Raw genomic sequence first — 25,799 nt, 5'->3', positions numbered from 1 at the left:
CCTATATACTTGTTTGAATTAATCCCCCGTGTTCAAACTGCTGTAATACTTTCTTTCGAATTTCTTGGAATGACTCCGAAGTTTTACTACGCGGATAAGATAAATTATTTTCAATCACTTTATGTATTTTTCCAGGCTTTGCACTCATGATGACAATTCGGTTCGAAAGATATATTGCTTCGTCTATATCATGTGTAACGAATATCATTGTCGTTTTCTTCTGTTCCCAAATGTTCAACAGTACTTCTTGCAAATGACTTCTAGTAAAAGCATCAAGTGCCCCAAATGATTCATCAAGTAATAATACATTCGGATCTCTTAATAAGGCTCTCGCAATCGCAACACGTTGTGACATCCCGCCTGAAATTTCTTTCGGATAAGATTTTTCAAAACCGTCTAATCGAACGATTTCAACCCATTCCTTTACCTTATCTTTCACATACTTATCTTTTAATGACAAATCAGCTGCAATATTTTCTTCCACTGTTAGCCATGGAAACAATCGATGCTCTTGAAATATAAATCCTTGCTTCTTACTCGGTTTTGTTATACGCTCCCCGTCAATAATGATTTCTCCCTCAAAATCGCTGTCTAAACCTGCAATAATTTTTAATAGTGTACTTTTTCCGCAACCACTCGGACCAATTACTGTAACAAAATCCCCTTTCTCTAATTGAAAATTAATATTCTCTAATACTTGAACCGTAGCAGTTTGTTTCGAAAAATATTTTGATACTCCATCAATTGAAACAGTCACTTCTTCGCCTCCTTGAAATGATTCATCTAAATGAACAGATTCAGTATTTATGCAATAAAAAAACCAAAGGCATTTTATCAATAGATAAAATGCCTTTGGTTTCTCCAATCAGCAATACGTAATAGAATTAAGTACATATTATACAAATATTTCCGATAAGTCAACTGGGTTTTATTAAAAAATACATATGATTCGTTTGAACATCCTTATTGTTATTTATTTAAAAATTATTTTTTATGGTTCTTAATCCACTGTAACCAATAAGAAAACTCACATGCCAAATGCATTTGATGCGATTTAATAAGGCTATTAGGACAAAGTGCCGGAAACTCTACAACTAGACTTACTTCTATACCAGTATCTGTATCTTTGAATTGATGTCGAACTCCACCAATAGTAGTACCGTCTTTCATACGTGCAACACCTGGTGATTGATATTGATAAGACTTATCTCGAGGTGTCTTCAATCCCGTTTCGTCACCAAAAACAATAAAAAATTGAACTGGAAATGGAGAATTACCAGTAGTTTCGATAACCTCTAATTCATTTTCCCCAAAGGGTCTTAGTACGTAGTGATCTGGACAGGCTGATAAATTCACTTGATCATTTTCATCTGATTGTTCAAGCATAAAACTATCAATTCCATTTATCGCTTCTTCTGCTGTAATCCCATCTAAATAGATACTTGTTTTTGAAAATTTTCGTCTATCACCAGATAAAACAGTACAAATACGCATACCCATTTCACTTAATTTCAGTTTAATTTTCAACTTATCATACATTTCATTGTATGAATGATTTAACTTTAGTTCCGTTAGTTTTTTTTTCATAACGTCTGTATCATTTAATTCCGGTTCTTTATGTCCTAATGTATTTAAAACTTTTTTAATACGTTCTCTTTTCCACTTTGTAAGTTGTTCATTCGAAATATTGTTTCCATCAATAATAATTTTCATATACATTCTCCTTCGATTTGATCGTATCGTAGTGTATTTAATACTAAATTAATCATTTCTTGCTTCGTGTCTAGATTCAAATTCACCTCTGAATGAGCAATACTGCTAAGACCGTATAAAATAAATCCTGATGCTAATAATGAGTTATTAGTATTAAAAATCCCAGTTTTCACCCCTTCTTCGATTACTTGTCGAATTAATGGCTGCATTCGCGTAAATAATTTCTGTTCCAGTTGAAAATGTTGTTCCGTCTGAAACGAACTCACATTTTTATAGGGTGCTAATTTTTCGATAAATGTCCAAAATATATTTAGAGAATCTTTCAGCTTTTGCATGACAGACCGTTCATTAGAAATAAGTATTTCTTCAATTAACTCCATATTTTTCACAATAAAATCATTTAATACTTCATCAACAAAATTCTCTTTAGACTTGAAGTAATAATAAAATAAGCCCGTTGCTACACCTGCTTGATTCACAACATCTTTTATGCCAAATCCTTTCATACCATTTTTCATATATAGTTCAAAACCAATATCCATCAACTCTTGCCTTCTAACATCTGGTTCTTTTGATATTCTTTTCATAGGTCATCTCCTACTATCTTTTACCTTCGACTGAATCTGATTCAATCATAAACGACTGAACTATATTCAGTCAATATTAGTTTCCACAAAAAAAGAGTAATCTCAAGAAATATACATCTAACCTTAGACTTATCAAAAAGTTAGATCATATAACTTAAGACTACTCAATTTCATTAAACACATATTTTCTTTTCAAATCGCTTTAGTTTAACCACACCATTTCTGTCTCTACAATCATTTGAGGAAGCGTCTTTTGAATTATTTCCTCTAATACATTAAGAGCTTCATTCACATAACCACCCTCAAAACCCTCTAAAGGCTCAGGTAACTCATCCTCATCTAAAATAAAATATTCTCCACTTGGAAGTACCAATATATCAATAATTAAGTCTTCAAATGACACTAATTCGTCTGTTATTTGCGTATTTTTTACAACATTAAAATAAGAGCCTAAATACATTCCATTTTTATCTCTCCATATGTATAAATTGTACGGACGATTTTCCCAGTAGTATGCAATGGTGTAACTTCCTTTTGGGATTGTTAAACTCGCACGATGTGCAGTCATTGTAAATGAATACTGAACCTCATGAAATAACACGATACTTTGCAACTGCTTTTCAAGTAATAAGCAAGTGTGATCTACTACGGTCGAGTCATACCGAATTTTTCTTTCTATAATTTCACTTTTTGGTGTTAGTAATTTATTCATTCTTTGTTTCCCCTTATGCTATTTCTAATCTTAATTATATCCATTTATATAGTGATAAAGAAGTGTTTGGTCTCCAAATACACAATAAAAACTCCCTCTTATTTTAGAAGGAGTTTTTCACTGTCCATGTTTCATATTTTTTCACTTCTAATGGAAGCTCATTCGTTTTCAACCACTTCACTGCACTACATACAAGTGGAGATGAATTGTCTTCTGTAATGCTTTCTATAGAAACCCATCTCGCTCCTAAAGAATCTTGACCTTCAAATTGTTTTGGTACTATGATTTTCCCTGCACTCTTTTCAACATCATACAAAACTGCAATATGGTGTACATGTGTATAATCTTTAAACTTTGAAGGGTATTGAAAATCAACCGTACCTACTTGCTTTATAACCTTTACTTCTAATCCAGTTTCTTCTTTACATTCCCTATGGAGTGCCGATAACAACGACTCCTCTTCATTAAAGCTCCCACCAGGTAGATCATATCTGTTCTTATATGGACCTTTTGATTTATCAATTACTAATATATTATTATTTTCGATACAAATACCATACACACCAAGCGCACGATAAAAATTAGTAGCATTATTCATGGTTCAATTTCTCCACCATCACATCATAAAATTTTCGTTCCTCATCAACATTTAAGTAAACACGACTTACTGTTTTAGAAAATCCATATAATAATTGTGCTTTCATTGGCTCTTTGAGTATTATTTCAAATGTTGGAGGTTCCTTTATAAATTCCATCACCGTTGCGTCAAGAACCTCTTTCTCTTTTTTTAAAAGTTCTCCTTTATAAAACGTAATCTTATCAATTTGTGTAAACGGTATAATGATTTTCTTCCCTAATCCAATTTGAATAATTACCTGTTCTTCCGTAACAATAATTGGATTTTTACGCATTGCTTGAATTTCAGCTAAAAAATAAAACATTGCATATACATTTAAAATAAGTAACACCCATGCTACAACTGGATTCCATTGATGAAGCAAATAATGAAAACCAATACTTTCTATTAAGGTTGCATGGATAATCATAATATATACACCTATTGCACCAGTCTTTTTGTGATATGAGTATACAGATTTACCTTCCGGTACTGTTGCACGCCACGATAAAAATGCATAATAGATTAACTTACACTCTGTTACAATGATATCTACTAATTTATTTCTTTTCATAGTAGCATCAAACGCTGCATCAATCGCATAAGAAAATGAAGAATATTCTCTTCTATATTCTTTATATCGTTTGATTGTTTCAGGAAGCACTTTAACGATTTTATAGAGAAGGAATAATTCTAGACCTACAAAAGCAATTTCTCCAGCAACTATAATATAAGAAACGTTTGAAAAAGCTTGTAAATAGTTACTTGGAATAATAAATCTCGCAAATATATATCCAGCTATTACGACAGGAAATATATACGTTAGCGAGTATCTTTTTCGAATAATAAAGAAATATGTAATAAGCGGAATTACAAACATACAATCTAACAAAGAACCAAGCACTACTTCTTTCGGAGCGGCTGGTACAATCGGAAGGGCATACAATAAATAGTTTGATAACAAGATGAAAGATACGAGTCCAATCCAAATACCTTTTCGCCTTCGCGATAGTGAGTCATTCATACGTTCACTCCTCTATTTAAAAACCTCGTTTAAATGATCTTTATAAAATGTAATGGCACGTTCAAATTCTTTAACTTCGTCTACTTTTATAACCGTTTCAAGTAATAATTTCATCGCGGATTCATGATTGTTAACGTTATATTTTGCTAATGACAAAAATACTTTCATCACGGCATTATCCGGAAACTGCTGCAAACCTGTTTCTAAAACAGTAATTGCTTTGTCATACTCACCTATACAACGATATGTACTGCCAAGACCGATATATGCACCGCAAAGTGACTCCCCATCAAGACCATTTGCAATTGCCTGTTCATAATACGGCACAGCGTCTGTTTCAAGTCCCATTACATCATGTATCCAGGCACATTGAAAAAGCACTTCTGCATCCCGCGTAAAATTGGTTAACCCCATAAGTATCTCTCTAGATTGCGCATATTTCTTTTCATTTCTTAGTTTAATCGCTTGCTTTAATAAATGTTCCATAGAATCCACTCCTCACCAATTATTTTATGTATCCATCTTGAATGGTTAACATTTGTGTAAAAGTAAAATTCCCATAAATTAAAGTTTCGCTTACCTATATATACTATGCGGATTCACTCTTATCCAAATACTTAAAATTATAAAGCAGTAATGTGATTACATAGTACTTCTAACCTTTTGACAATTTCTTTCGCCGTTTCATCTTTCCCATTACATAACTTCCCTTTACCGTCCTGTCCAATTACGTAGTGCACCGCTCCGCGTGAATATAAAGAATGTGGTGAATTTGCAATCATTACATTTGCCTTAGATTCTTTCATTCTATTTTTCGCTCTTTCAAACAATTCTTCTTCATTTACATCACTTTCAAGTTTAAAGCCAACGAGTACGGTTTCTGGATCCCACTCTTTTATTTGCTTTAATACTTTTGGAGCCTTTTGAAAATGAATAATTGGCGCTATATCACTTGAAATTTTCCCATTCATATCAAGAACATTACCATCTTGATCACAAATTTTCTCTACAACCCAATCTGATCCAGCCGCTGCCATAATGACCGCATCGACCTTTTCATGCGTAATGATACTTTTCATTTTATCTTGTAAATCAACAATTCCTTCAAACGGGTGTAATTCTAATTGATTGTTTACATCGTTCGGTTTCTCAGCGAAATAACCGTGTAAATATATAACATGTGCTCCTTTACTTATAAATTCTTCCGCGATTATTCTACCAATTGTTCCTTTTGCCATATTCGTATGACCACGCACTTGGTCCCATTTTTCTAAACAACCACCACTCGTAATTAATACCTTTTTCCCCTTCATTGTAACCATCCCTTACTGATTTTTCTTACGAAACCATTCTGTTCCAAAGTCAACGATATCTCGTTGCTTCATAAGACGGCACGTTGCATTTCCTATTTTCCCATTTGTTACAGTTCCTTTTCGCTCAAACTCTACACCGATTTCTACAAACTTATCAGAATCGTAACCCATATCAACAAACTCTTTCCATACTCTTGCACCATTCTCTATAATTGGTGCCCCTACTTTTATTAACTCACATGCACCAGTACGTACTTCAGATAAATGTACAGACGTATTGGAATCATATCCAACACCAATTAATAATATATATCCGTCTAAATCATATATTTTTCTTAATGGAGATTCCTCTCCTAAACTCATTGATAGCGACTGATTCATCGTTATTTCTTCTGCATGTTTTCCCCATGCAGCAAAACTTCCTAATGGATGGTTGCTACGTACTACATTCGGATATGTACGAAAACATTCAACTACTTTTCCCATTGCCCTTGTTGGTGTGATATGTGGCTCAAACGCCGGGACGTTATCTCGAATAATTTGCCACCATTCTTCAGGTACAGGTGGTCTTGACCAATGTTTCGGATCAGATAAATCCGAAGATTGAGTTGGCATAATAATTGTTCCCTCTTCCGTAATAACTTTCATTAACGCCTCTACTACCGCAACGGCTCCGCCAGATACCCAGCCAATAGAACTGAGCGAAGAATGCACAATAACCGTCATTCCTTTTTCTAACCCTAATTCTCTTAAATCATTTGTAATGGTTTTGATTGTATTTGGCAATTGTGTATTTGCCACTATGTCATTCATTTTCACGATTGTTCCCCCATTTTTTAAAACTACTACATACATATATTATCATATTTTTCTTAATTTTTAACTTAATCATTTCTGTCACTACAAAAAAAGGTTATATATTCACATGCATAATAATCAAATAACAAAAGCAGATAAATAAAAAAACTTTATTCTCTTTTCTACTATTTGAACTAATTTACTTAATTGCATACGTTTTTTCAGTATGAAGAAAAATAAAAGTAATACGTCAAAACAATACAAACACTATATATAAACGAAAGAGCCCATCACAACTGATAAGCTCTTCCATTTTATTTACCCTTCAATTGTAACCCCTGTAAACATCGATAAGTTTCCCGTTATTTTCTCGCCTACACGTAAAAATAACCCTGCGGCTCTCCCGCTAATACAGTGTGAACCAATTAATAGTTTACCAGTATACGGACCATCCCATGTGTCAATTGTATAGTCAGGCATTTCTATGTATTGCTGATATATTTTCCGTTGTTCAAAGTAATACTCCGTTTTATCTTCAGCTAATAGTTCATCATTTTCGTATATAGATACCCCTCCGCCTTCACGGCCGTATAAAGGTTTAGAAACATATGATACATTTCTGTCTATAAACGGTTTATTTGTAAAATATGTTGGTAAGAAGTAGTTCTGAATGATTTCTCGCTCTTCTTTCTCAAAGAAATCGCCCTCTTCGAACAGTTTCCAAATTAATGCGAGTACACTTTTATTTTGCATAAGAAAAGCAGCAGGTGGATTAATAATTTTCACTCTTCCTTGCGCTATATGATCTAAAAGCTGAAGTCCAATTCTTTTCCCATTTTTATCGGTATCTGACACTAAATATTCAATTGGATATAGTCTATATAAATAATGGATTCGTTCACCATTTGGTGTATATATACCATCATCTGCAACGACGATATCTTGTATTCCTATATAGTCCGTTGATTGATCTAAGCAATAGCTTCTTAAAAATTGAACTGTTTGATGATCTTCATCGTGCCAATCATAACTAGTAAAATATATCGTCTCTTCAGGACCTATATTATAGTCATGTTTAATTTGTTCCCACGCCTGCACAATATGCTCTTCTATATGATTTGGGTGATTCACGTCGTGATAACGGCATAACACTTCATTTGCGACAGACGGCTCCAAATAACCTGTTGGTGTGTCGCAATTTACTTCTATTAACTTTATATCTTCACCATTTACGATAAAGTCAAACCTTGTAAAATATGAAAACAAACCAATATGTTTCATTCTCGCAATTTCCCACGTTTCAGCTGGAAATCCTAGTTTTTGAAAATCTTCTGTCGTATTGACAATATATTGATACGTTCTATATAACACGTACATAACTTCCTCTGTCGCTTTTGAAATAGCAGTATAAGTTTTTACTGGCATGCGATACATACCTGTTGCCATATATTGATTCCATTCTTCATTTTCTAATAGACTCGGCCATGTAAAGCCATTCCGACCAGCCTCTTCCGCAAGTGAAAACCATACTTTCATATACTCTTTCTGCTCTTGTTCTGTATACATGATCCTATTATCCTTTCGTATTACGATCCGGCTGGCGCTTTTGCGTTTCCAATTCCACTTGAACCAGAATTCACTTTCGGCGTTTGAGTCGTAGATGATTTCGGCGTATTTGTATCCGGCGTCACTTTATTTGATGTACTCGGCTGTTGTTTGTTTAAATCTACTTTATTGGAAGAATTATTGTTGTTACTGTTAGTTCCACCGTAGTATCCACCACCACCGCTGCCACCAGTTCTACTTTGGTCTTTTTCACGATATGGAATAATATTATTTGCATACGGTTTCTTCATTACATTGGGTTTTGCTGTATAATTCATATTTGAAGTTCTGCTTGCTAATAAATACCCTGCTACGAATGGCAGTATCGGTAAATGTGAGTTTTCATTATACGATGAAAACGATGGATTAATTTCCTTGCATAACTCATCATTTTCTACATTTTCATTGGTAGGAGTTTTATCATCACAATGTAAAGCTTCTTGTTCATTGCCTTGCTTTGCACCATCTGTTTTAACAGCGGTACTTTCTTTCTGTGCAGTTTCTTCTTCATAATCACCACACCCAGTTAATAAAAATGATGATACTCCTATTGATGCAGCAACTTTTATAAATTTACTTTTATCCATTCTCATGTGTTATACACCTAATTTCTTTTATCTATATTTTTCCAGATAACTTTATTATATAATGTATATGTTAATTTTTTCAAACTAAAGCCTATATGCACATTTGCATATTTTATACTTTTTATTCCATGAATAAAAACAAACTATCATTAGATTATAATTTTATTTATAGACTATAATAAATTGAAAGACGACCTAATACCCGGGTCGTCTTTCAATTGTTTTATTTTTATATATTAAACGTCTCAATAAAATCTCTAATGGTCCATTCAGATTGTTTTTCTCCATTATTGTAGCTAATATGACAGACAATATCCAAATACTTATAGCTATCAATGCAGCAAGAGCGTTACTTACATACCCACCTAAATCAAATGCTACAGGTGATAAAAGTATAACAAGCAGTGCCTCATTCAAAACAAAAAATGTTAATGAGCGCTTTCCCAAAGCAATTAATGAAAGGCTAAAGTACCCTAGATTTTTCAATCTACTCCCTATTATACCGAAACCCGTTGCATATGCTAACCCTCCAACAATTCCAGTTAAAATATGGATTCCATTTATCATTCCAGCTGTAAATACACTTGGATACCATATAGTCCCTATAAAAGATAGAGGCAAAGCACCTATTAAGGAAATTGCTAATCCTATAATTGTTATAAAATATAATTTTTTTAAATGTTGCTCTGGTTTTATTAATAACTGATATCTAGCAATCCACAAACCAAGAATTACCGAAGGAAGAATTGGGAACATAAAATGGATGAGAACAGGTATAACAGGAAAGAAAAGTAATCGTAACATTATAGTACTTAGATACGTGTCTTTTGCTGAAACATCTGGTGAAAAACCGTAATCGCCTATTGCTTGCATATTAAATCCCCATATTATTGGAATAAAAATGATATACAATATAGTGATAATCGTAAATGTTCGAATTAATGTTTTCATTTTACACTTTAATAGCGGGCTAACAAGAAGCCCCGCTACACCATAGGCCATAAGAATATCTTGCCCTCCAATTAAGACTGCTAACACAACCCCAAACAGTATTAAATACCAAGAGCGTCTTCTTACTCTTTTTACAGCATGATTTTCATTTTTCCCTTTTGATATTTGCCCTTCGAGTGCTAGAACCAAACCGTAGCCTAATAATACGGCAAACATCGCTCTTGCACGGTTATCAATTATGAATATACCAAAAAGGTTTACAATTTGATCAAAGAAACTTCCGCTTTCCACCCTATGCATAATTCCAGGATCTGCAGCATACAAGTAAAGCGGTGCATGGGCAAGTACGATTAATAGTAACATAGTACCTCTTGCTAAATCTAATGAGACTGCACGCTTCTTCTCAATTGCTCCATTATTTATTGATTTACTCATATTTTACTTCCTTCCTTAGCATCAACTAACCTTTCTTACATTTTTGTCAAAAACTAATAACTAGTTGCTATTAAAATTAGAAAAAATAAAGTGAAACTTTAATCAGTGGAGCTTTTGTTCATTCACGCACTGATTATTATCCCCGTACCAATTGGCGTTTACGGGCTTCAGGGCTTCCACCTAGCTTCCTTACTCCAGCCGAATTTTGAGGTGGGAGTTTTACTGTCCACAAATAACGGGATACATATAAAACGAACTATTTCTTCAAATCCTATTCCGGATATTATATTCTAAGATGATTTTAATATGTTTTATTTTTAAAATACAAATGAAATCTTTCAATCCCCGGATATCTTTCTCCTAAACTTTTAACCTGAAAACCAATTTTTTTATAAAATTCTACTGCCTCATTGTCTGTCTCTGCTTCTATATAAGTTAATTGAAGCATTTTTACTACTTCTTTTATCATTTGCAACGCAATTCCTTTATTACGATATTGTGGAGCGACTGCTATATGACATATTCTCGCTTTATTTGCTCCGATTATTTCAATACCTATACAAGCCTCTTCTTCATATCTGTACAAAGTCCCTTTATTACTTTCATAATATAAAACTGCTTTCTTTAAGCTAGTTTCACTTGGCCCGACTGCATACTGTAACACATTTAAAATTGGATTTTTCTCAATTTGTTCCACGCGTTGCAAATTCATCTCTTCATCCCTTTCTATGAAAAAAAATTAGCTCTTTATATAAAGAGCTAATCTCACTATGCCGTTATTTTTTCTTCTTTTTTCACAACGACCGCTACATAACTATGTAGTATCATTCCGACAATAACAAAACTCATTCCGATCCAAGATAAAGATGACGGAATTGGCGCAGATAGCAAGATGAGCTCTCCTACTAGCGCAAATAAAACTTCACCGGACTGTGTTGCTTCCACTGTTGCTAGTTTTTGTGGATCATCTTTTACAAGATCTGTCGCAAAGAAGAATAGTACTGTCGCGATTAAACCAGAACTAACTGCTACAATAAAACATTGGAAAACTTGGCTACTTGACGGTAATCCGCCTGTTGATACTTCATAACCAGATAGTAAAAACCAAAATGGTAAACTTGCTAATGTCATACCGAGAACTCGCTGGAATACATCTAATTCGCCTTTACAAACTTGCATCATTTTTCGATTTCCAAGAGGATACGCAAACGCTGCAATAAGTACAGGAACTACACATAAAACGGTTTCTCGAATTCCTAATGAAGAAGCATGTTCTACTTGCATGAGTACAACACCGCATAAAATAACCCCAGACATAACTAATTCCTTCATTGGAAGTTTTTTATGTAATGGATCTACTGCAAAAAATGGTGTTAACAAAATTCCTGCGACAATCGTAATTTGCCATGTTGATGCAACAAGCCAACCGGGTCCAAAAGCTCCGGCAAAACTAAGTGGTGCATAGAAGAGACCAAATCCAACGATACTCCACACTAACCATTCTTTCGGATTATTTTTCATATATTGAAAGAGTTGCTTTAAGTTCCCTCTATACATGACAATAAGTAAAAGCATTGGAACCATAAAGTAGTACCGTAATGAAGCACTCCAAATCCAGCTTCCACCTTCTAAGTCCATCGCCCGGTTTAAAACAAAGGTAAAGGCAAAGAAGAATGATGCCAATATCCCTACTGCAATAGCTTTCATTATAAAACCCCTTGTTTAGTTTCTTCTTATACTATACAACAAATTAAATATAATTAAAATTCGAAATCTTTATCTCGCATCTATTCTAGCTCTATATAGTTTTCTTAACTGACTAATATGAGCTTGATGGTACCGATTATGATCGGCTATATGCCATATTCCCCACCTTATAGTCGCAGTTTCTCCCTTCTCATAAAAAATTTCCCTTGTTAAATCATTTTCTGTTAGTTTCATACACTCCTCATAAAACATATGTTGCACCGCTTCATAATCTTGCATTAATTCTTGTAATTTATACTTTCTTAAACTAGGCAATCCTCCCATTTCATTCAACATTGGTCCATATTTATTTTCAAGTGTCGGTGGAACTTCCTCTCCTTTTAAACGGTACACCCAGTGTAAATCGACTATTGCTAAATGCTGAAGTAGTTGCCCAATACTGTTTTCATTATTTTCTGACCTTTTGAAGGACAGTTCTTTCACATCAGTACCTTCTACTAACTTTTGCAATCGTTTAAATGTATCAGTAACCGTCGCATACAAAATCGCTACTTGCGGGTTCATATTTTTTTCTAAATGGAGATCTTTCATACTAAACTCCCTCTATTAAAAGAACAAGACCATATGTTCATCATCACTATACACACCATTCATCTTTATAGCTCTCTTTTCAATCCCATACGTTTTAAAGCCCATTGATTCATACAATTTTTTTGCTGGTTCGTTTGTAGATACAACACCTAAGTTCAATTGTTCTAAGCTCATCTCTCTTGCTCTTTCAATTGCCTTACGTATTAACTCACGTGCAAGACCACTTCTTCGATTGCTTGCATCTACATACATCGCAACGATATGCCCTTTATGTTTATACGCCTCTTTTTCTTCAGTTAGTAAAGTGACAACTCCAACTAATTGATGATCCCCATTAAAAGCACCGAATGTACAACTAGTAGTAGCTGTTAAATTACCTTCCACTCGCTTAATAGGATTTTCCTGGCGAATCGCCTCTTCATAAGTTGTTACAAATGCCTCTGGGTTTACTTGTAATGCTTGTAAACGTAAATCCCAATATTTTTTCGCATCTTCTTTCGTAAGTAATCGAATCATATTTCTCCAGCTCCTTTTAGTTAACATAATATTTTTATAAACTACCATTTAAAGATTCGTATTCTTCTCTTAACATACTATAACGATAACGATGAATGAACTTCCCTTGACGTAATCGATCATTTCTCATTAATCCTTCACAAATAAAACCAGCCTTTTCATAACTCTTTCTAGCTTGAAAATTATCTTCATCTACACGTAGCCAAACTTTTTCTAATTCAAATTCAATGAATGCTAGATGTAACATACTATATAAAGCTGCTAATCCATATCCTTTACCCCAATACTCTTTATTACCAATCGCGATTCCCAGTTCTGCATTTTTATTTGTTTTATCAAAGTTTTTAAGATCTACCCACCCAATATGTATGCCGTTTTCTGTAGTGATAGCTCTTTGTTCATAACCATTTTTTCGATTTATACATGCTTCAATCCACTTTTTCGTATCTTCACGAGTGAAGGGTGGATATTGATCCGGTACAACTAAATGATTTGTCACTTCTTTATCTAATGACCATTGATATCGCTCTTCTACATCATCTAGTGTAAGTTCTCTTAATTGAACATATGGTACATTCATTGCGTTATCTCCTTTTTATTTTCCTATAGAAAACCCTTCAAACATTCTTCCTCCGTACTGTTCTAGCGTTTTTTCTACAAAAATAATTAATTTTCTTTTCTCTCCCGTTGTATAAAAATGATCGAACGCTGCTACAAATTGATCTGCGTACTGTTCATCATACCTTCTAAGTACCCTTATAAACCATTTTGAATTTCCAAGCCATTTACCATTTACTCTTAATACATATTCATGTAATAAATCAGCTAATAAATTTGCGATAAACAATTCTTCTTCTCTTTTTGATGCACCAATAAAATCGTCCAAAGTATCCGTAATAAAATACCGTTTCTGCTTCATCATTTCTTCCGTCCATTTAGCTGGCCCTTTATTTAGTAAATCATTTGCTTCTCTTTTTAATTTCTCAACAATTTCATTTTCCCCTTTCAATACAATACCCTCTGAAACTAATTGTGGTAACGAAGGTCTCCCTCGGTCACAATCCATTTTAAAAAAGGTTTTACACGTTTCAAAATTATGTACAAACACTTCAACAGGCCATCCATTACTATAGAAAGATTCTCTATAACAAGACGTTAAATTTTGATCAACTATAACAATGTCCAGATCAGATGTTTTTGTCGCTTCTCCTCGTACAACGCTTCCTCCCAGTAAAGCTACATCACAATTCGGAAATTGTGATGTAATTATGCTTTGTGCCGCTTCCATTGGTTTCATAACCGTTCCCCTTTTCTTATTTCACTTTCTTTTTTTCAGCTCTTTCTCTCGCTTTTTTTATATACGGCTCTGCGTCTGGTGTTTTGCATGATGTTGCCCCGTGATCAACTTGTACTTTTCCAATTTCACGTGCAATTACAATCGCCTTTCCCTCTAAGTCTTCATTACGAATTCCTATCGCGATTAAAGCACTATTCATCGCTTCTTTTTTTCTATTTTTTTCATTATGTATATTTGTTTTAACCTCTTCTAAATACGGAGAGAAGAAATCATCATGTAACGTTTTATTTTTAATCGCTATATTTGCTAATAAAGACCAGCCAGCTCTTCCAATCCATTCATCATCAGACTTTGTCCATTCTTCCATTCTTTCTATCGCGATTGGCGAAGTACAAATAGCCGTCATCAAAACGTCCATTAAACAATAATAATCAACTTCCTGTACCCATTTATTTAGCTGTTCTGTCGTAACTTTCTTTGGATCTAAAATCATTGTTGCTAAAGTCATTGCATCCATATTTTTTGTTTTCCATAATGAAATTGCTAAATCATGATCTTTTTTTATCTTCTTTTTTAACAATTTTAAATTGGCAAAACTAACTCCGAATAGTGGCTCTTTCGCTCCGTGGTTTTTATACGTTTTACGATTTTGTTCTGTTCCATATTCCTCTAGTTGCTGCATTACTTCTTCAAGTAACATATGCCCACCTCTTTATCTTTTATGTTGACTTCATATATGTATGTACGATATATTCTACATTACTTTTTGGTTTTCCTATATTTATTTTTAAAAATACGGTATGTGAAATTTTAAAGTTTCTACAGATAACTAAAACAACCACTAAAAACCTGTACATTTTACATATACAGGTTTTCATTTCTTCAATTTCTCATATTGTAAGAAATAGAATATGATAGAACTTTTGTTTGATTTTCTCTATAATTGTTGTAAGCTCTTTACATCTGACCACTCTTCTATAGACCCGGCGTCCGGAAAAACTGTAACTACATTAAAATTCGCGCCTTTTTCTTTTCCAATTTGTTTAGCAGCTAATAAATTCGCTGCCGCAGACGTTCCTATTTTCATACCAGTTTCATTATAAAAACGTGCCATTTCATACAAGGTTTCTTTATATGAATATGTCCATTGTTTTTCTATCAAATTGTCTTCCTGTTCTATGAAATGTTGTTTCCTTCCTAGGCCGAACCCACCTGATCCAGCATATTTCTTTAAATCATTTGGTGGTTGTTCGGAACCATAAGGCAATTCAGCAGGCATTACTAAATGTAGCTCAGCTTTTTTTGTATAATTCTTTACTGCTTTATAGACCCCCATTATAGTTCCACCAGTACCAGCAGATGCTACCCATGCGTGTATTGGTTTTCCATTCATTTGTGTAATAATTTCTCGTCCTGTTCCTTCTATATGACTTAATAGATTTGCATTATTATAATGTTGGAATAAAAAGTATAACTCTGGTTTTTGTTTGCTAATCTCAATTGTCTTTTCAATTACTGCGTAAAAACCCATACATTTATCAACTAAAATCACGTTAGCTCCATAATGTTTAAGTTCATTTAGTAGTGATTTACCAGTTCCAGAACTTAAAACTAACGTGCATTGAACTCCTAAACAATAACAAATATAGCCAATTGATCTCGCTAAGCTTCCACCGCTATACTCTAAAATAGGTTGTTTTTTGTCCGCTTCTTGTAAATATTTATTAATCATTCCAAGTGCGGCTCTATCCTTAATCGATCCTGTAGGGTTGTGCCATTCACATTTAGCATAAACAGAAAGATCCTTCGTTTCTTCGCATTCTAATTTAATGAGAGGTGTATTCCCAACATTTTTAGCGAACTCATTAAAATGCTTTAATGTCATACTTCTATTCCTCCTACATAAATCATATTTATTTTTAGCTAAAATACTTTCTACATTTTCATAACTCTCTTGGCTAAATCTTTTTATATAAAAATCCCTACAAATGCTGTAGGGATTTATGACTAAATCATTTTGTTACACTACATTACATACGAAAAGAGCTTCTTTATTCAAATGCGTTCATAAGCACAATTCTCCAACCATCTGGATCCTCTATTGTTGTCCCTTTCTCTATCCAATACGGATTTTCTGGTTTCACCTCATGATAGCCCATATTACTTAATCGATTCACTATTTTTTCAATTTCATCTTTATTAGGCATATAAAATACTAGTAAATTATCTTTTGTCGGTGCCGGACATGGACTTCCATTAACGTGCGTTGTAAACTCTAAATGATACTCGGCATCCGGTACTCCAAACATAACCCCATCATATCCTTCATGATTATGAAATTCTCCTATACGCTTTAACCCTAACCCCTTCTCATAAAAACCTATAACTTCTTCAAATTTATCTGTTGGTCTTGCAATTCTAAATTGAACCCAATTCTTCATGCAAATCTCCTCCTTTTCATTTTCCAAAGCTTTATAGTAATTATTATAAGTTACATATATTCCCTTTCATATCCCTCATTAGTGTGAGAACTACCTAAGTTGAAAGACCTATTAGTTTATAAATAGTAGGACTTTAGTATTAAATTCATATAAAAGTAGTTATATAAATATTGAGATGAAATAAATAGTTCTTCCTTATATTTTATTACGTATGAAAAAGTTCTCCTTGCAGGGCCTTTATATACCGATCAGCAGATCTTTGTACAGCCTTATTCGCATCTTCCACCACACCATGAAATGCATTATATAGTCGACTAAACTGGATATCTTTTACTTTCTCTGCCATATCTCTAACTTTATTCGCTGGTAATGGGATGAGATTTGGATAACTATACATAAAACTCACCCATTTTTGATCGGAAACTACTTGTATAATATCACCTGATAACAAAATTCCTTTCCCTTCGTTACCTTCTTTCCAATGCATAACAGTCCCGCCCTTAAAATGGCCTCCTAAGCGATGCAATGTAAGTTCTTCCGATAATATCAGATGTTCCCCAGACCAAAATTTAATTTGTTTACTCGGGCGAACCACCCACTCTTTATCATCTTCATGAATATAGATAGGTACATTGAATGTTTCCGCCCATTTTACTTGTGTAGAGTAATAATGTGGATGAGAAAGTGCTATTGCTTGAATACCACCTAAATCATATATACTCTTAATCGTTTTATCATCTAAATAGCTAATGCAATCCCACATAACATGTAGAGTTTTACTTTGTATTAAAAATGCTGTTTGTCCAATTGCAAATTTAGGTTTTGTAGTAATGCTATACAAACCACTTTCTTCTTTTATTATTTCATTTTTGTATAAATTGCTATTTTGCATAGTTTCTAATGTTGTCCATGACTGCCCAATTAGATTCACATATTGCCTTTCCTCATTGCAAATATTACAACGAGAAGGTGCTTCTTCATTTTCGGGATACTGTACTCCACATGTAGTGCAAATATAATTAACCATATTCCCACTCCCTTTTTAAATTTAATTGTTCTTATACCAATATTTTAATAGAAAACAAAAATATTCGAATCAATAATTGGAATGAAAATGAAGTAATACGAAAGTATGATTAGCCCCCTTCCTTTTAACACTTTAGTCTAATTTCTTTAATTTTTATTTGCTGCTTCCAAGAAAATAGAGTTTTAATTATATTAAAACTTTCTAATATACTTAAACCTTTAATCGTTAAAAGAAAGAGCAAATCTTCATAAAATAAATGAAGCAATTGAAAGATTTTGTTACAACTTTATCACTATAATACTTACTAATACACATCAGGGGGATAGTAGATTTAAATTAAGGAGAGAGTATAATAAAAATTGTAATTATACTGTACGAAGTATGTAATACAGAAAGCAGTAGCAACATAAAGTTTGTTGATAAAACTATCGGGTGAATTTAATTTGATGATTGAAGAGTTTGTAAAGATAAATGAATATTGATTTCAAGCTTCATTTTAGGGGAAATAAACATCACAAACTACATGAATTAAAAAGTAGCCTTGAGACAAAATTTATATCCATGAAATATTTAAATGCATATGCAATTTTATACAACCACTTTTTTATAAAGTAAGAAAAGTGGTTGTATATTTTAGAAAATATTCTTCGTTACAAAATCACGTTACATATTTCATTAAACTACAACTACTCATTTTCTTTTTTCTTCTTTTGTTCCTCAGATGGCTCTTCTGTTGGATCTGGTTCTTGTTCATCCTTTTTGTTTAACTCATTATTTTTTTCTTTAGCAGGATCTTGTTTTTCATTTTTTTCCTCCTGTCTTTGTTCAGAAGGTTCCTCCGTTGGATCTGGCTCCTTTTCGTCTTTTGGAGCTGGATTACAGCCAATTAATAATCCTACTGTAAATATGCTTGTCATAAATATTGAAAGCATTTTTTTATAATTCAATTAAAGCACCTCCTAAAATTAATATCCCTTGTATTGTTTCCAACTCATAATTAAAATTATCCAATTATTTGTGACGTTTCTTTCGAAATGATACCCCTTTAAAATCTTGCATACTTTTGACCAAACTTTTTTACTCTTGTAAAAAAGTTTTTTTGCAATTACCGCCCTATAATTGCTAATATAGTAGAGTAGAACTTTTATAGAGAGAAGGAAAATTATGCACAATGGAATTCGAATGACAACTTTAGTAAAAAGGGCTATGTTGATTTGCGCGGGGGTATTATTTACATACGAAGCGGCTTTAGGATCAGCACATACTGCTCTAGCAAGTACAGAGGATGAAGCAAAATCTGTTCAACTTGTAAGTGAAATTCAATCATCTCTTGCACCGAAAGAAGCTCCAAAACAATATAATGGGCAAGTTAGAAAAGTAGCTTACTTAACATTTGATGACGGTCCTGGAAAATACACAGCTGAGCTTTTAGATATGTTAAAGAAAGAAAATGCAAAAGCAACATTTTTCCTAATTGGTTCAAACGTAAAAGCTTTCCCTGATCTTGTAAAACGTGAAGATGCTGAAGGCCACTACGTTGGGATGCACAGTATGACTCATAACTACAAGAAACTTTACACAGAAGGTCGTTATGTAGATGAAATGAAGGAAGATCAAGGCTTAATCGCTGGTGTTCTAGGTAAATCACCAGTATTAACTCGTCCATCTTACGGCTCAATGCCAGGATTAAACGAAGCTCTTCGCAACAAAGTTGTCGAAAACGGATTAAAAGTTTGGGATTGGACAATTGATTCTTTAGACTGGACATACAGTAAAATGCCTGTTGATGCTGCATCAGCTAAAATTGTGCAAAACGTTGTAAATGGAGCTAACAAGCCAACAGAAGTTATTCTAATGCACGATATTCATCCACAATCCGTTAAAGCAGTACCTGGAATTATTAAAGGGTTGAAAGAAAAAGGATATGAATTAGAAAGTTATAGTGAGAACGAACACTTCCCATTAAACTTCTGGCACGATAACCGTATGTAATAAAAAAGACTTGATTTCCTCTAGTAGGTTATTGAGTCTTTTTTTATCGTTTTTGAAATTTCTTCTCGTATATTCGATTCCCCCCTCTTCCTTTATATCAATAGAAAATATAAATCACATTAATTTAATTTAGTATCATCACATGCTATACTGTAACCTACATTACATAAGTAGGTGTCACATGATCGTATATACAGTTCAAAATGAAGCAGCGTGGAAACAATTTAAGAATCTTGGTTATTTAGAAGGAAGTAAAGAATACATCGATCCTGATTTTATATATTCATACGATTGAATGGTACGTGTAGCTAAAAAAAGATTACCCTACTACGAAGGTAACTATCCTATTTGGGTATGGGAAGAAAATAATTATCCAAACCGAAATCAGATAGCTTGGGGTAGAGAAAATTCAAAAATGGTAATTTTAACACTTGATGTGCCGAATGAATGGGTGCTATGGAGCTATTTTGACTATTGGTGCTGCGCTATGACTGATGAATCAATATATTTACATACAAAAAATAAGTGTACATTAGATGAATGGTATACCTATATGGATAAAGAATACGGGATAATATTCGATTTCGACTATTTATTATCACATCCTGATTGGTGTCTAGGCAAAGAGGATTCATTAGAAAAACAAGGTGTCATTGGTAGAATTCCCCTTTCCTTCGTGAAAAAAGTACGACGTTTTCGTGCTAAGGAAGATAAGTCTATTAATACAATCAGAAGTGATAAATGGGATAACAGAAAAGAAAGCCGTATTAATAAGATGAATCGAAAATTAAAAAAGAAAAAAGATAAGCAAAAAAAACTACAAAAGCGACTTATACGGAATTAAAACACATATACATATCAAAAGACAGTCAAAAAATAGGATTGAATATACAAATTCAATCCTATTTTTTATATTATCAACACTTTAGCACATATTACTCTTAAGGAGTGATGTGTATATGGATTTTCTTTCAGCCGAATATTTATCAGCATTACTTGCCATCATTGTAATTGATTTAGTGTTAGCCGGTGATAATGCCATAGTAATTGGATTAGCAGCAAGGCGATTACCGAAAGATCAACAAAAGAAAGTTATTATATGGGGAACTATCGGGGCAATCGCGATTAGAGCCCTCGCTACTTTAGTTGTCGTTTGGTTGTTAAAAATACCAGGGCTACTTCTAATTGGTGGTGTACTCCTTATATGGATCGCTTACAAATTAATTGCTGAAGGTAAAGATCATGATATTAAAGCAGAAGAAGGATTTTGGTCTGCTATAAAAACCATTATTATAGCTGATGCGTTAATGGGAATTGATAATGTTCTCGCTGTTGCCGGAGCTGCGCATGGCAATTTTTCTTTAGTCATCATCGGGCTATTAGTGTCCATTCCAGTAGTAGTATGGGGTAGTACATTAATTTTAAAATGGGTGGACCGATTCCCTGTCATCATTACAATTGGAGCAGCTGTTTTAGCTTATACTGCCGCGAAAATGATTGTAGATGAAAAATGGTTCGCTGGATTTTTCGAAAGTAATCCTTTCATAAAATGGGTATTTATCATTATTATCATTGCCGGTGTAGTATTCTTTGGAAAGATGAAACAAAAAACGAAAGATAATTCTATATAATGCCAACGTTATATGTACAAACAAAAGCGCTACTCAAATGAGTAGCGCTTTTTAATATTTATTTCGTTTCTCCGTCTTCAGTCGTCTTTACCTTCGTTTTATTTTTATCACGATGGTTATAGTTGTACTTCGAACGATCGACCGGTGTAAATCCTTCCGGTGTATAGAATCGTAATAAGTCACCGTTAACAACTTGGTCAGAGTATTTCAGTGATTTTTGAACCATTTGTTCATTTTGTTTTATTTCGTCTGTTAATTCTACAGATTCACCAGTAGCTGTATCATAGTATTTTCCATTCAGTGCAGTAACTGTTGGACTTACGAAGTTACCGTTACGGAATGGAACGACTTGTTTATGCTCTGGTGATAATAAATCTGATCCGAACTGGACATAATTTTTCGTATCTGTACCTAGTAAGTGTAATAGTGTCGGAAGAACATCAATTTCTCCGCCGTATTGATGTTGTACGCCACCCTTCATTCCTGGAACACGAATGATTAATGGTACACGTTGCAGTTGTGCATTTTCAAATGAGTTCATTTCTTTACCCATTATTTGAGACATTGCTGCGCCATGATTATCAGAAATACCGTAATGATCACCGTACATAACGATAATTGAGTTATCGTATAAACCAGATTGTTTCAAGTAATCCAAGAATCCTTTTACAGACTCATCTAAATAACGTGCTGTTTGGAAATACGTATCTACTGAAGAGTCACCTGTTTTAGCTGGTTCAATCGTCGCTTCCTCTTTATCAATTGGATAAGGGAAATGGTTTGATAGCGTAATGAACTTCGTATAGAACGGTTGTTTCAATGTTTGTAATAATGGTATAGATTCGTTAAAGAACGGTTTATCTTTTAATCCATAGTTTACTACATCTTTTTCGTTCATATCGTAGTATGACGCATCAAAGAATTTATTAAAACCAAATGATTTATAAATATCGTCACGGTTCCAGAACGTTTTATAGTTACCGTGGAACACTGCTGATGTGTATCCTTGTTGACCTAAAATAGCTGGTGCTGATTGAAACGTGTTATGAGCTTTATTTGTAAAAACAGATCCTTGTGGTAATCCAAACATTGAGTTTTCTAGCATGAACTCCGCATCAGATGTTTTACCTTGTCCTGTTTGATGGAAGAAGTTATCAAAGTATAACGTATTCGCATCTTTTGTAAATGAGTTTAAGAACGGTGTAACTTCTTGCCCATTTAATTTATAATCAATTAAAAAGTTTTGGAATGATTCTAAATGAATATAAATTACGTTCATTCCTTTTCCTTTACCAAAGTACTCAGGATTTGGACTTGCATATGTTGATGCAAGATAATTTCTAACCTCTGTCATATTATCTCCATCAGCTAACGCTCGTTCTGTTGATGCTTTCGCACTTTGAATGCCATCATAAATCGTATAGTTGTATGCCCCTAAATATTTCACAATATAATTACGGTCAAATGTTCTTGTTAATAATTCAGGACGATCAGATTCTGCAAGACCTAAGTTAATACTGAATAATAAAATACCTGCTACAAATACTAGTGATAATTTATGTTTCGCAACACGAATTGGTTTTGGACTTGCAAATTTTGTTGCGACTAAAGCAATTAAAATGATTGTATCTAAAAAATATAGTGGATCATAGACGTGTAGCAATGCAAAAATACTACCACCTAAATCTCCAAAGTTATTCGTTTGTGTTAATGTCGGGAACGTAATAAAGTCACTGAAAAAGCGATAATATACTACGTTTGCGTATAACAGTATAGACATTAACAAATTAATAACAATTAACCAAATGTAAGCACGTTTCCCCTTTGCGAATAATGCGAGCCCTAAAAATAAAACTGCTGAGCTTAACGGGTTGAAAAACAGTAAAAACTTTTGGATTGTGTTGGATATCCCTAAATTAAATTCTGTCACATATGCTGCGTATGTTTTTAACCAGAATAAAATAATGGCAAACACGAAAAATCCAAAGTGATTGCTTAACACTCGCTTACTCTTTAATAGTAATTGTTTCATCTCTCCACCTCTTTTGATCATCCAAGGCTTATTTTTTTATAAGTCTGTCTTTATTCAATTTTTTATCTTCAAATAGATTTTGTTTGTTTAACTAAATGAAGAATATTAGTAATTATAATTTGAAGCTAGTATTTATTCAACTATTTCTTTCTAGACATTTTGACCTTGGTTTCTATTTAATAAAATAAATTTGTAACATTTTCTGTTTTCTCCCAAGTCTCATCCACTAATTATGACTCCACATACTATAAACCTTTATTCACTGCTTCGCAAATAAATATGTCTCCAGTTCTGGAACATTAATGTAATATAATGAAATTCACAATAGATAGCATTTGTTTTTTTCGGTGTATATTAAATATCTTAATGTATTTCAAGTTTATTCATACTTCAGCCATTCCTCTATATGTAACTTCAAAATGTCTTTCCTTCTCTAAAGTTATTTTTGAATAATTATTCATAATTCATAAAATCAAAGATTATAAAAAAACCTCGCTTTCATAAAGAGAGCGAGGTTTTTCATCATTTATTATTGACCTTTGTACATTGCTTCTACTTGTTTTTGAAGTTCTTCATTTTCTAAGAACTCATCGTAAGTAGCCTCTTTATCGATTACACCGTTTGGCGTTACTTCGATAATGCGGTTTGCAATTGTTTGTACGAACTGATGGTCATGAGATGTGAATAACATTGTACCTTTAAATGCGATTAAACCGTTGTTTAATGCAGTGATAGACTCAAGGTCTAAGTGGTTCGTTGGATCGTCAAGTGTGATTACATTCGCACCACTTAACATCATTTTAGATAGCATACAACGAACTTTTTCGCCTCCAGATAATACAGAAACGTTCTTCTTAACTTCTTCACCTGAGAATAACATACGGCCTAAGAAACCACGTAAGAAGCTTTCTGACTCATCTTGTGGAGAGAATTGGCGTAACCAATCAACTAAGTTGGAGTCACTGTTCTCAAAGTATTTAGAGTTATCTCTTGGGAAGTAAGATTGAGATGTTGTAACGCCCCATTTGAATGAACCGCTATCTGGCTCCATTTCACCCATAAGGATTTTGAATAATGTTGTCATCGCAATATCGTTACGACCGATAAATGCAACTTTATCACCTTTATTTAAAGTAAAGTACACATTATCTAACACTTTTTCACCATCAATTGTTTTAGAAAGACCTTCAACAGTTAATAAGTCATTTCCTATTTCACGCTCAGGTGTAAAGCCAACAAATGGGTAACGACGTGATGATGGTCTAATATCATCTAATGTAATTTTATCTAATAATTTTTTACGAGAAGTTGCTTGTTTCGCTTTAGATGCGTTTGAGCTAAAGCGTGCAATAAAGTTTTGTAACTCTTTTACTTTCTCTTCTTTTTTCTTATTAGCATCTTGTGTTAATTTTAAAGCTAATTGACTTGACTCATACCAGAAGTCATAGTTACCAACATAAAGTTGAATTTTACCGAAATCAAGATCAGCCATGTGCGTACAAACTTTATTTAAGAAGTGACGGTCATGGGATACAACGATTACTGTATTTTCAAAGTTCATTAAGAAGTTTTCTAACCATTGAATCGCTTTTAAGTCCAAGTGGTTGGTAGGCTCATCTAGTAATAGAATGTCAGGTTTACCAAATAATGCTTGAGCAAGTAATACTTTTACTTTCTCTGCACCAGTTAATTCTGACAATTTCTTATCATGAACATCTTCACCAATACCTAAACCTTTAAGAAGGATTGCAGCTTCTGATTCTGCTTCCCAACCGTTAAGCTCAGCGAACTCACCTTCAAGTTCAGCAGCACGCATACCATCTTCATCACTAAAGTCTTCTTTCATGTAAATGGCATTTTTCTCTTGCATTACTTTGTAAAGTTGCGTGTGACCCATAATTACTGTTTCTAATACTGGGAACTCTTCATATTCGAAGTGATTCTGTTTTAATACTGCTAGACGCTCACCTGGCGTAATATGTATATCACCTGTTGATTGTTCAATTTCTCCAGATAAAATCTTTAGAAATGTTGATTTACCCGCACCGTTTGCTCCGATTAAACCGTAGCAGTTACCTGGCGTGAATTTTATGTTAACATCTTCAAATAATTTGCGATCCGCGAAACGCAAACTAACGTTACTTACTGTAATCATTTGTGTCCTCCTACTAATACCGCTTATTTCAGCGTTTTCTCACCGATTGTCTTAAAAAATCGCATATTA

Annotated in this window: 27 protein-coding genes and 1 pseudogene; 3 read left to right on the top strand and 25 right to left on the bottom strand. The window is 33.5% G+C overall.

Annotation, left to right across the window (positions count from 1 at the left end; translation table 11 throughout):
* Position 1: 1 nt before the first annotated feature.
* From AC3WTA_RS00420 to AC3WTA_RS00310, 23 genes are all read right to left on the bottom strand, one after another.
* On the bottom strand, positions 2-757 hold the full coding sequence (locus AC3WTA_RS00420) for an ABC transporter ATP-binding protein (protein ID WP_492332772.1): 756 nt from the start codon (positions 755-757) through the stop codon (positions 2-4).
* Positions 758-984: 227 nt separating this feature from the next.
* Complete coding sequence (locus AC3WTA_RS00415; RefSeq protein ID WP_492332771.1) at positions 985-1,713, bottom strand: hypothetical protein; 729 nt, start codon at positions 1,711-1,713, stop codon at positions 985-987.
* Positions 1,710-2,300 (bottom strand): TetR/AcrR family transcriptional regulator, encoded by a 591-nt coding sequence (locus AC3WTA_RS00410; RefSeq protein WP_000822636.1) that lies wholly within the window; start codon positions 2,298-2,300, stop codon positions 1,710-1,712. Before AC3WTA_RS00410 ends, AC3WTA_RS00415 begins: the two co-directional genes overlap by 4 nt.
* Positions 2,301-2,502: 202 nt before the next feature.
* A complete protein-coding gene (locus AC3WTA_RS00405) occupies positions 2,503-3,012 on the bottom strand; it encodes a ribonuclease FAU-1 family protein (protein WP_001037868.1) in 510 nt (169 codons plus the stop codon).
* Between the two features lie 103 nt (positions 3,013-3,115).
* Positions 3,116-3,610, bottom strand: a complete 495-nt coding sequence (locus AC3WTA_RS00400) for an NUDIX hydrolase (RefSeq protein ID WP_001057918.1) — start codon at positions 3,608-3,610, stop codon at positions 3,116-3,118.
* Entirely contained in the window at positions 3,603-4,652 is a 1,050-nt protein-coding gene (locus tag AC3WTA_RS00395) for a hypothetical protein (protein ID WP_492332770.1), read from the bottom strand. The genes AC3WTA_RS00400 and AC3WTA_RS00395 overlap by 8 nt, the downstream gene beginning before the upstream one ends.
* A 12-nt stretch (positions 4,653-4,664) precedes the next feature.
* Positions 4,665-5,138 carry a tetratricopeptide repeat protein gene (locus tag AC3WTA_RS00390; protein WP_070168893.1) on the bottom strand — a complete coding sequence of 158 codons (474 nt, stop codon included), beginning with the start codon at positions 5,136-5,138 and terminating at the stop codon, positions 4,665-4,667.
* A gap of 137 nt (positions 5,139-5,275) precedes the next feature.
* The gene (locus tag AC3WTA_RS00385) at positions 5,276-5,965 is read right to left on the bottom strand and encodes a phosphopantothenoylcysteine decarboxylase domain-containing protein (RefSeq protein ID WP_070168894.1); all 690 of its coding nucleotides are present in this window, start codon (positions 5,963-5,965) and stop codon (positions 5,276-5,278) included.
* A 12-nt stretch (positions 5,966-5,977) separates the two neighbouring features.
* A complete protein-coding gene (gene aacC / locus AC3WTA_RS00380; protein WP_131799179.1) occupies positions 5,978-6,778 on the bottom strand; it encodes a BA2930 family N-acetyltransferase in 801 nt (266 codons plus the stop codon).
* A gap of 303 nt (positions 6,779-7,081) precedes the next feature.
* Positions 7,082-8,329 carry a glutathionylspermidine synthase family protein gene (locus AC3WTA_RS00375; protein WP_070168896.1) on the bottom strand — a complete coding sequence of 416 codons (1,248 nt, stop codon included), beginning with the start codon at positions 8,327-8,329 and terminating at the stop codon, positions 7,082-7,084.
* A 20-nt stretch (positions 8,330-8,349) separates the two neighbouring features.
* Positions 8,350-8,961 (bottom strand): hypothetical protein, encoded by a 612-nt coding sequence (locus tag AC3WTA_RS00370; RefSeq protein WP_060749002.1) that lies wholly within the window; start codon positions 8,959-8,961, stop codon positions 8,350-8,352.
* 189 nt (positions 8,962-9,150) lie between these two features.
* A complete protein-coding gene (locus AC3WTA_RS00365) occupies positions 9,151-10,341 on the bottom strand; it encodes a DUF418 domain-containing protein (RefSeq protein ID WP_097860256.1) in 1,191 nt (396 codons plus the stop codon).
* Between the two features lie 301 nt (positions 10,342-10,642).
* Positions 10,643-11,053 (bottom strand): GNAT family N-acetyltransferase, encoded by a 411-nt coding sequence (locus tag AC3WTA_RS00360; RefSeq protein ID WP_001053323.1) that lies wholly within the window; start codon positions 11,051-11,053, stop codon positions 10,643-10,645.
* A 56-nt stretch (positions 11,054-11,109) separates the two neighbouring features.
* Positions 11,110-12,048: a DMT family transporter gene (locus AC3WTA_RS00355; protein WP_088107303.1), complete on the bottom strand. Its 939-nt coding sequence runs from the start codon at positions 12,046-12,048 to the stop codon at positions 11,110-11,112.
* 69 nt (positions 12,049-12,117) lie between these two features.
* A complete protein-coding gene (locus AC3WTA_RS00350; RefSeq protein ID WP_000653841.1) occupies positions 12,118-12,639 on the bottom strand; it encodes a DinB family protein in 522 nt (173 codons plus the stop codon).
* Positions 12,640-12,654: 15 nt separating this feature from the next.
* On the bottom strand, positions 12,655-13,155 hold the full coding sequence (locus tag AC3WTA_RS00345; protein WP_000620337.1) for a GNAT family N-acetyltransferase: 501 nt from the start codon (positions 13,153-13,155) through the stop codon (positions 12,655-12,657).
* 34 nt (positions 13,156-13,189) lie between these two features.
* Positions 13,190-13,735 (bottom strand): GNAT family N-acetyltransferase, encoded by a 546-nt coding sequence (locus AC3WTA_RS00340; RefSeq protein WP_001102509.1) that lies wholly within the window; start codon positions 13,733-13,735, stop codon positions 13,190-13,192.
* Between the two features lie 15 nt (positions 13,736-13,750).
* Positions 13,751-14,452, bottom strand: coding sequence for a nucleotidyltransferase domain-containing protein (locus AC3WTA_RS00335; RefSeq protein ID WP_000803739.1), 702 nt, complete (start codon positions 14,450-14,452; stop codon positions 13,751-13,753).
* 16 nt (positions 14,453-14,468) lie between these two features.
* Entirely contained in the window at positions 14,469-15,152 is a 684-nt protein-coding gene (locus tag AC3WTA_RS00330) for a DNA alkylation repair protein (RefSeq protein WP_000923446.1), read from the bottom strand.
* A gap of 237 nt (positions 15,153-15,389) precedes the next feature.
* Positions 15,390-16,337: a PLP-dependent cysteine synthase family protein gene (locus AC3WTA_RS00325; protein WP_000172773.1), complete on the bottom strand. Its 948-nt coding sequence runs from the start codon at positions 16,335-16,337 to the stop codon at positions 15,390-15,392.
* A 166-nt stretch (positions 16,338-16,503) separates the two neighbouring features.
* Complete coding sequence (locus AC3WTA_RS00320; protein ID WP_000800662.1) at positions 16,504-16,893, bottom strand: VOC family protein; 390 nt, start codon at positions 16,891-16,893, stop codon at positions 16,504-16,506.
* A gap of 205 nt (positions 16,894-17,098) precedes the next feature.
* Positions 17,099-17,920 (bottom strand): MBL fold metallo-hydrolase, encoded by an 822-nt coding sequence (locus tag AC3WTA_RS00315; RefSeq protein WP_000248723.1) that lies wholly within the window; start codon positions 17,918-17,920, stop codon positions 17,099-17,101.
* Positions 17,921-18,606: 686 nt separating this feature from the next.
* Positions 18,607-18,867 (bottom strand): hypothetical protein, encoded by a 261-nt coding sequence (locus tag AC3WTA_RS00310; RefSeq protein WP_001106983.1) that lies wholly within the window; start codon positions 18,865-18,867, stop codon positions 18,607-18,609.
* Positions 18,868-19,084: 217 nt separating this feature from the next.
* On the opposite strand from AC3WTA_RS00310, the gene AC3WTA_RS00305 reads away from it, so the two are divergent.
* The 3 genes and pseudogenes from AC3WTA_RS00305 to AC3WTA_RS00295 all read left to right on the top strand — a co-directional run bounded on the left by AC3WTA_RS00305 (position 19,085) and on the right by AC3WTA_RS00295 (position 21,543).
* Positions 19,085-19,912 (top strand): peptidoglycan-N-acetylglucosamine deacetylase, encoded by an 828-nt coding sequence (locus AC3WTA_RS00305; protein WP_000551432.1) that lies wholly within the window; start codon positions 19,085-19,087, stop codon positions 19,910-19,912.
* A 181-nt stretch (positions 19,913-20,093) separates the two neighbouring features.
* Positions 20,094-20,756, top strand: a pseudogene (locus tag AC3WTA_RS00300) (DUF3841 domain-containing protein).
* A 115-nt stretch (positions 20,757-20,871) separates the two neighbouring features.
* Positions 20,872-21,543, top strand: coding sequence for a TerC family protein (locus AC3WTA_RS00295; protein WP_000346929.1), 672 nt, complete (start codon positions 20,872-20,874; stop codon positions 21,541-21,543).
* A gap of 58 nt (positions 21,544-21,601) precedes the next feature.
* Here AC3WTA_RS00295 and ltaS read toward each other — a convergent pair whose 3' ends face one another.
* Positions 21,602-23,575: a lipoteichoic acid synthase gene (gene ltaS, locus AC3WTA_RS00290; RefSeq protein ID WP_000811615.1), complete on the bottom strand. Its 1,974-nt coding sequence runs from the start codon at positions 23,573-23,575 to the stop codon at positions 21,602-21,604.
* Between the two features lie 529 nt (positions 23,576-24,104).
* On the bottom strand, positions 24,105-25,730 hold the full coding sequence (locus tag AC3WTA_RS00285) for an ABC-F family ATP-binding cassette domain-containing protein (protein WP_000633872.1): 1,626 nt from the start codon (positions 25,728-25,730) through the stop codon (positions 24,105-24,107).
* Between the last annotated feature and the right edge of the window lie 69 nt (positions 25,731-25,799).

The organism is Bacillus sp. EB106-07-01-XG149 (assembly GCF_058791555.1).
The sequence above is the reverse complement of the archived record's forward strand: the minus strand, read 5'-3'. Positions and strand labels throughout refer to the sequence as shown.

What these genes read in the sequence shown, in the direction of transcription:
- AC3WTA_RS00395 (WP_492332770.1), bottom strand. Translation starts at nt 4,652, where the DNA reads ATGAATGACTCACTATCGCGAAGGCGAAAAGGTATTTGGATTGGACTC.
- AC3WTA_RS00335 (WP_000803739.1), bottom strand. Translation starts at nt 14,452, where the DNA reads ATGAAACCAATGGAAGCGGCACAAAGCATAATTACATCACAATTTCCG.
- aacC (WP_131799179.1), bottom strand. Translation starts at nt 6,778, where the DNA reads ATGAATGACATAGTGGCAAATACACAATTGCCAAATACAATCAAAACC.
- AC3WTA_RS00345 (WP_000620337.1), bottom strand. Translation starts at nt 13,155, where the DNA reads ATGATTCGATTACTTACGAAAGAAGATGCGAAAAAATATTGGGATTTA.
- AC3WTA_RS00375 (WP_070168896.1), bottom strand. Translation starts at nt 8,329, where the DNA reads ATGTATACAGAACAAGAGCAGAAAGAGTATATGAAAGTATGGTTTTCA.
- AC3WTA_RS00410 (WP_000822636.1), bottom strand. Translation starts at nt 2,300, where the DNA reads ATGAAAAGAATATCAAAAGAACCAGATGTTAGAAGGCAAGAGTTGATG.
- AC3WTA_RS00295 (WP_000346929.1), top strand. Translation starts at nt 20,872, where the DNA reads ATGGATTTTCTTTCAGCCGAATATTTATCAGCATTACTTGCCATCATT.
- AC3WTA_RS00325 (WP_000172773.1), bottom strand. Translation starts at nt 16,337, where the DNA reads ATGACATTAAAGCATTTTAATGAGTTCGCTAAAAATGTTGGGAATACA.
- AC3WTA_RS00340 (WP_001102509.1), bottom strand. Translation starts at nt 13,735, where the DNA reads ATGAATGTACCATATGTTCAATTAAGAGAACTTACACTAGATGATGTA.
- AC3WTA_RS00320 (WP_000800662.1), bottom strand. Translation starts at nt 16,893, where the DNA reads ATGAAGAATTGGGTTCAATTTAGAATTGCAAGACCAACAGATAAATTT.
- AC3WTA_RS00390 (WP_070168893.1), bottom strand. Translation starts at nt 5,138, where the DNA reads ATGGAACATTTATTAAAGCAAGCGATTAAACTAAGAAATGAAAAGAAA.
- AC3WTA_RS00355 (WP_088107303.1), bottom strand. Translation starts at nt 12,048, where the DNA reads ATGAAAGCTATTGCAGTAGGGATATTGGCATCATTCTTCTTTGCCTTT.
- AC3WTA_RS00305 (WP_000551432.1), top strand. Translation starts at nt 19,085, where the DNA reads ATGCACAATGGAATTCGAATGACAACTTTAGTAAAAAGGGCTATGTTG.
- AC3WTA_RS00415 (WP_492332771.1), bottom strand. Translation starts at nt 1,713, where the DNA reads ATGAAAATTATTATTGATGGAAACAATATTTCGAATGAACAACTTACA.
- AC3WTA_RS00385 (WP_070168894.1), bottom strand. Translation starts at nt 5,965, where the DNA reads ATGAAGGGGAAAAAGGTATTAATTACGAGTGGTGGTTGTTTAGAAAAA.
- AC3WTA_RS00370 (WP_060749002.1), bottom strand. Translation starts at nt 8,961, where the DNA reads ATGAGAATGGATAAAAGTAAATTTATAAAAGTTGCTGCATCAATAGGA.
- ltaS (WP_000811615.1), bottom strand. Translation starts at nt 23,575, where the DNA reads ATGAAACAATTACTATTAAAGAGTAAGCGAGTGTTAAGCAATCACTTT.
- AC3WTA_RS00405 (WP_001037868.1), bottom strand. Translation starts at nt 3,012, where the DNA reads ATGAATAAATTACTAACACCAAAAAGTGAAATTATAGAAAGAAAAATT.
- AC3WTA_RS00285 (WP_000633872.1), bottom strand. Translation starts at nt 25,730, where the DNA reads ATGATTACAGTAAGTAACGTTAGTTTGCGTTTCGCGGATCGCAAATTA.
- AC3WTA_RS00365 (WP_097860256.1), bottom strand. Translation starts at nt 10,341, where the DNA reads ATGAGTAAATCAATAAATAATGGAGCAATTGAGAAGAAGCGTGCAGTC.
- AC3WTA_RS00360 (WP_001053323.1), bottom strand. Translation starts at nt 11,053, where the DNA reads ATGAATTTGCAACGCGTGGAACAAATTGAGAAAAATCCAATTTTAAAT.
- AC3WTA_RS00350 (WP_000653841.1), bottom strand. Translation starts at nt 12,639, where the DNA reads ATGAAAGATCTCCATTTAGAAAAAAATATGAACCCGCAAGTAGCGATT.
- AC3WTA_RS00400 (WP_001057918.1), bottom strand. Translation starts at nt 3,610, where the DNA reads ATGAATAATGCTACTAATTTTTATCGTGCGCTTGGTGTGTATGGTATT.
- AC3WTA_RS00315 (WP_000248723.1), bottom strand. Translation starts at nt 17,920, where the DNA reads ATGGTTAATTATATTTGCACTACATGTGGAGTACAGTATCCCGAAAAT.
- AC3WTA_RS00330 (WP_000923446.1), bottom strand. Translation starts at nt 15,152, where the DNA reads ATGTTACTTGAAGAAGTAATGCAGCAACTAGAGGAATATGGAACAGAA.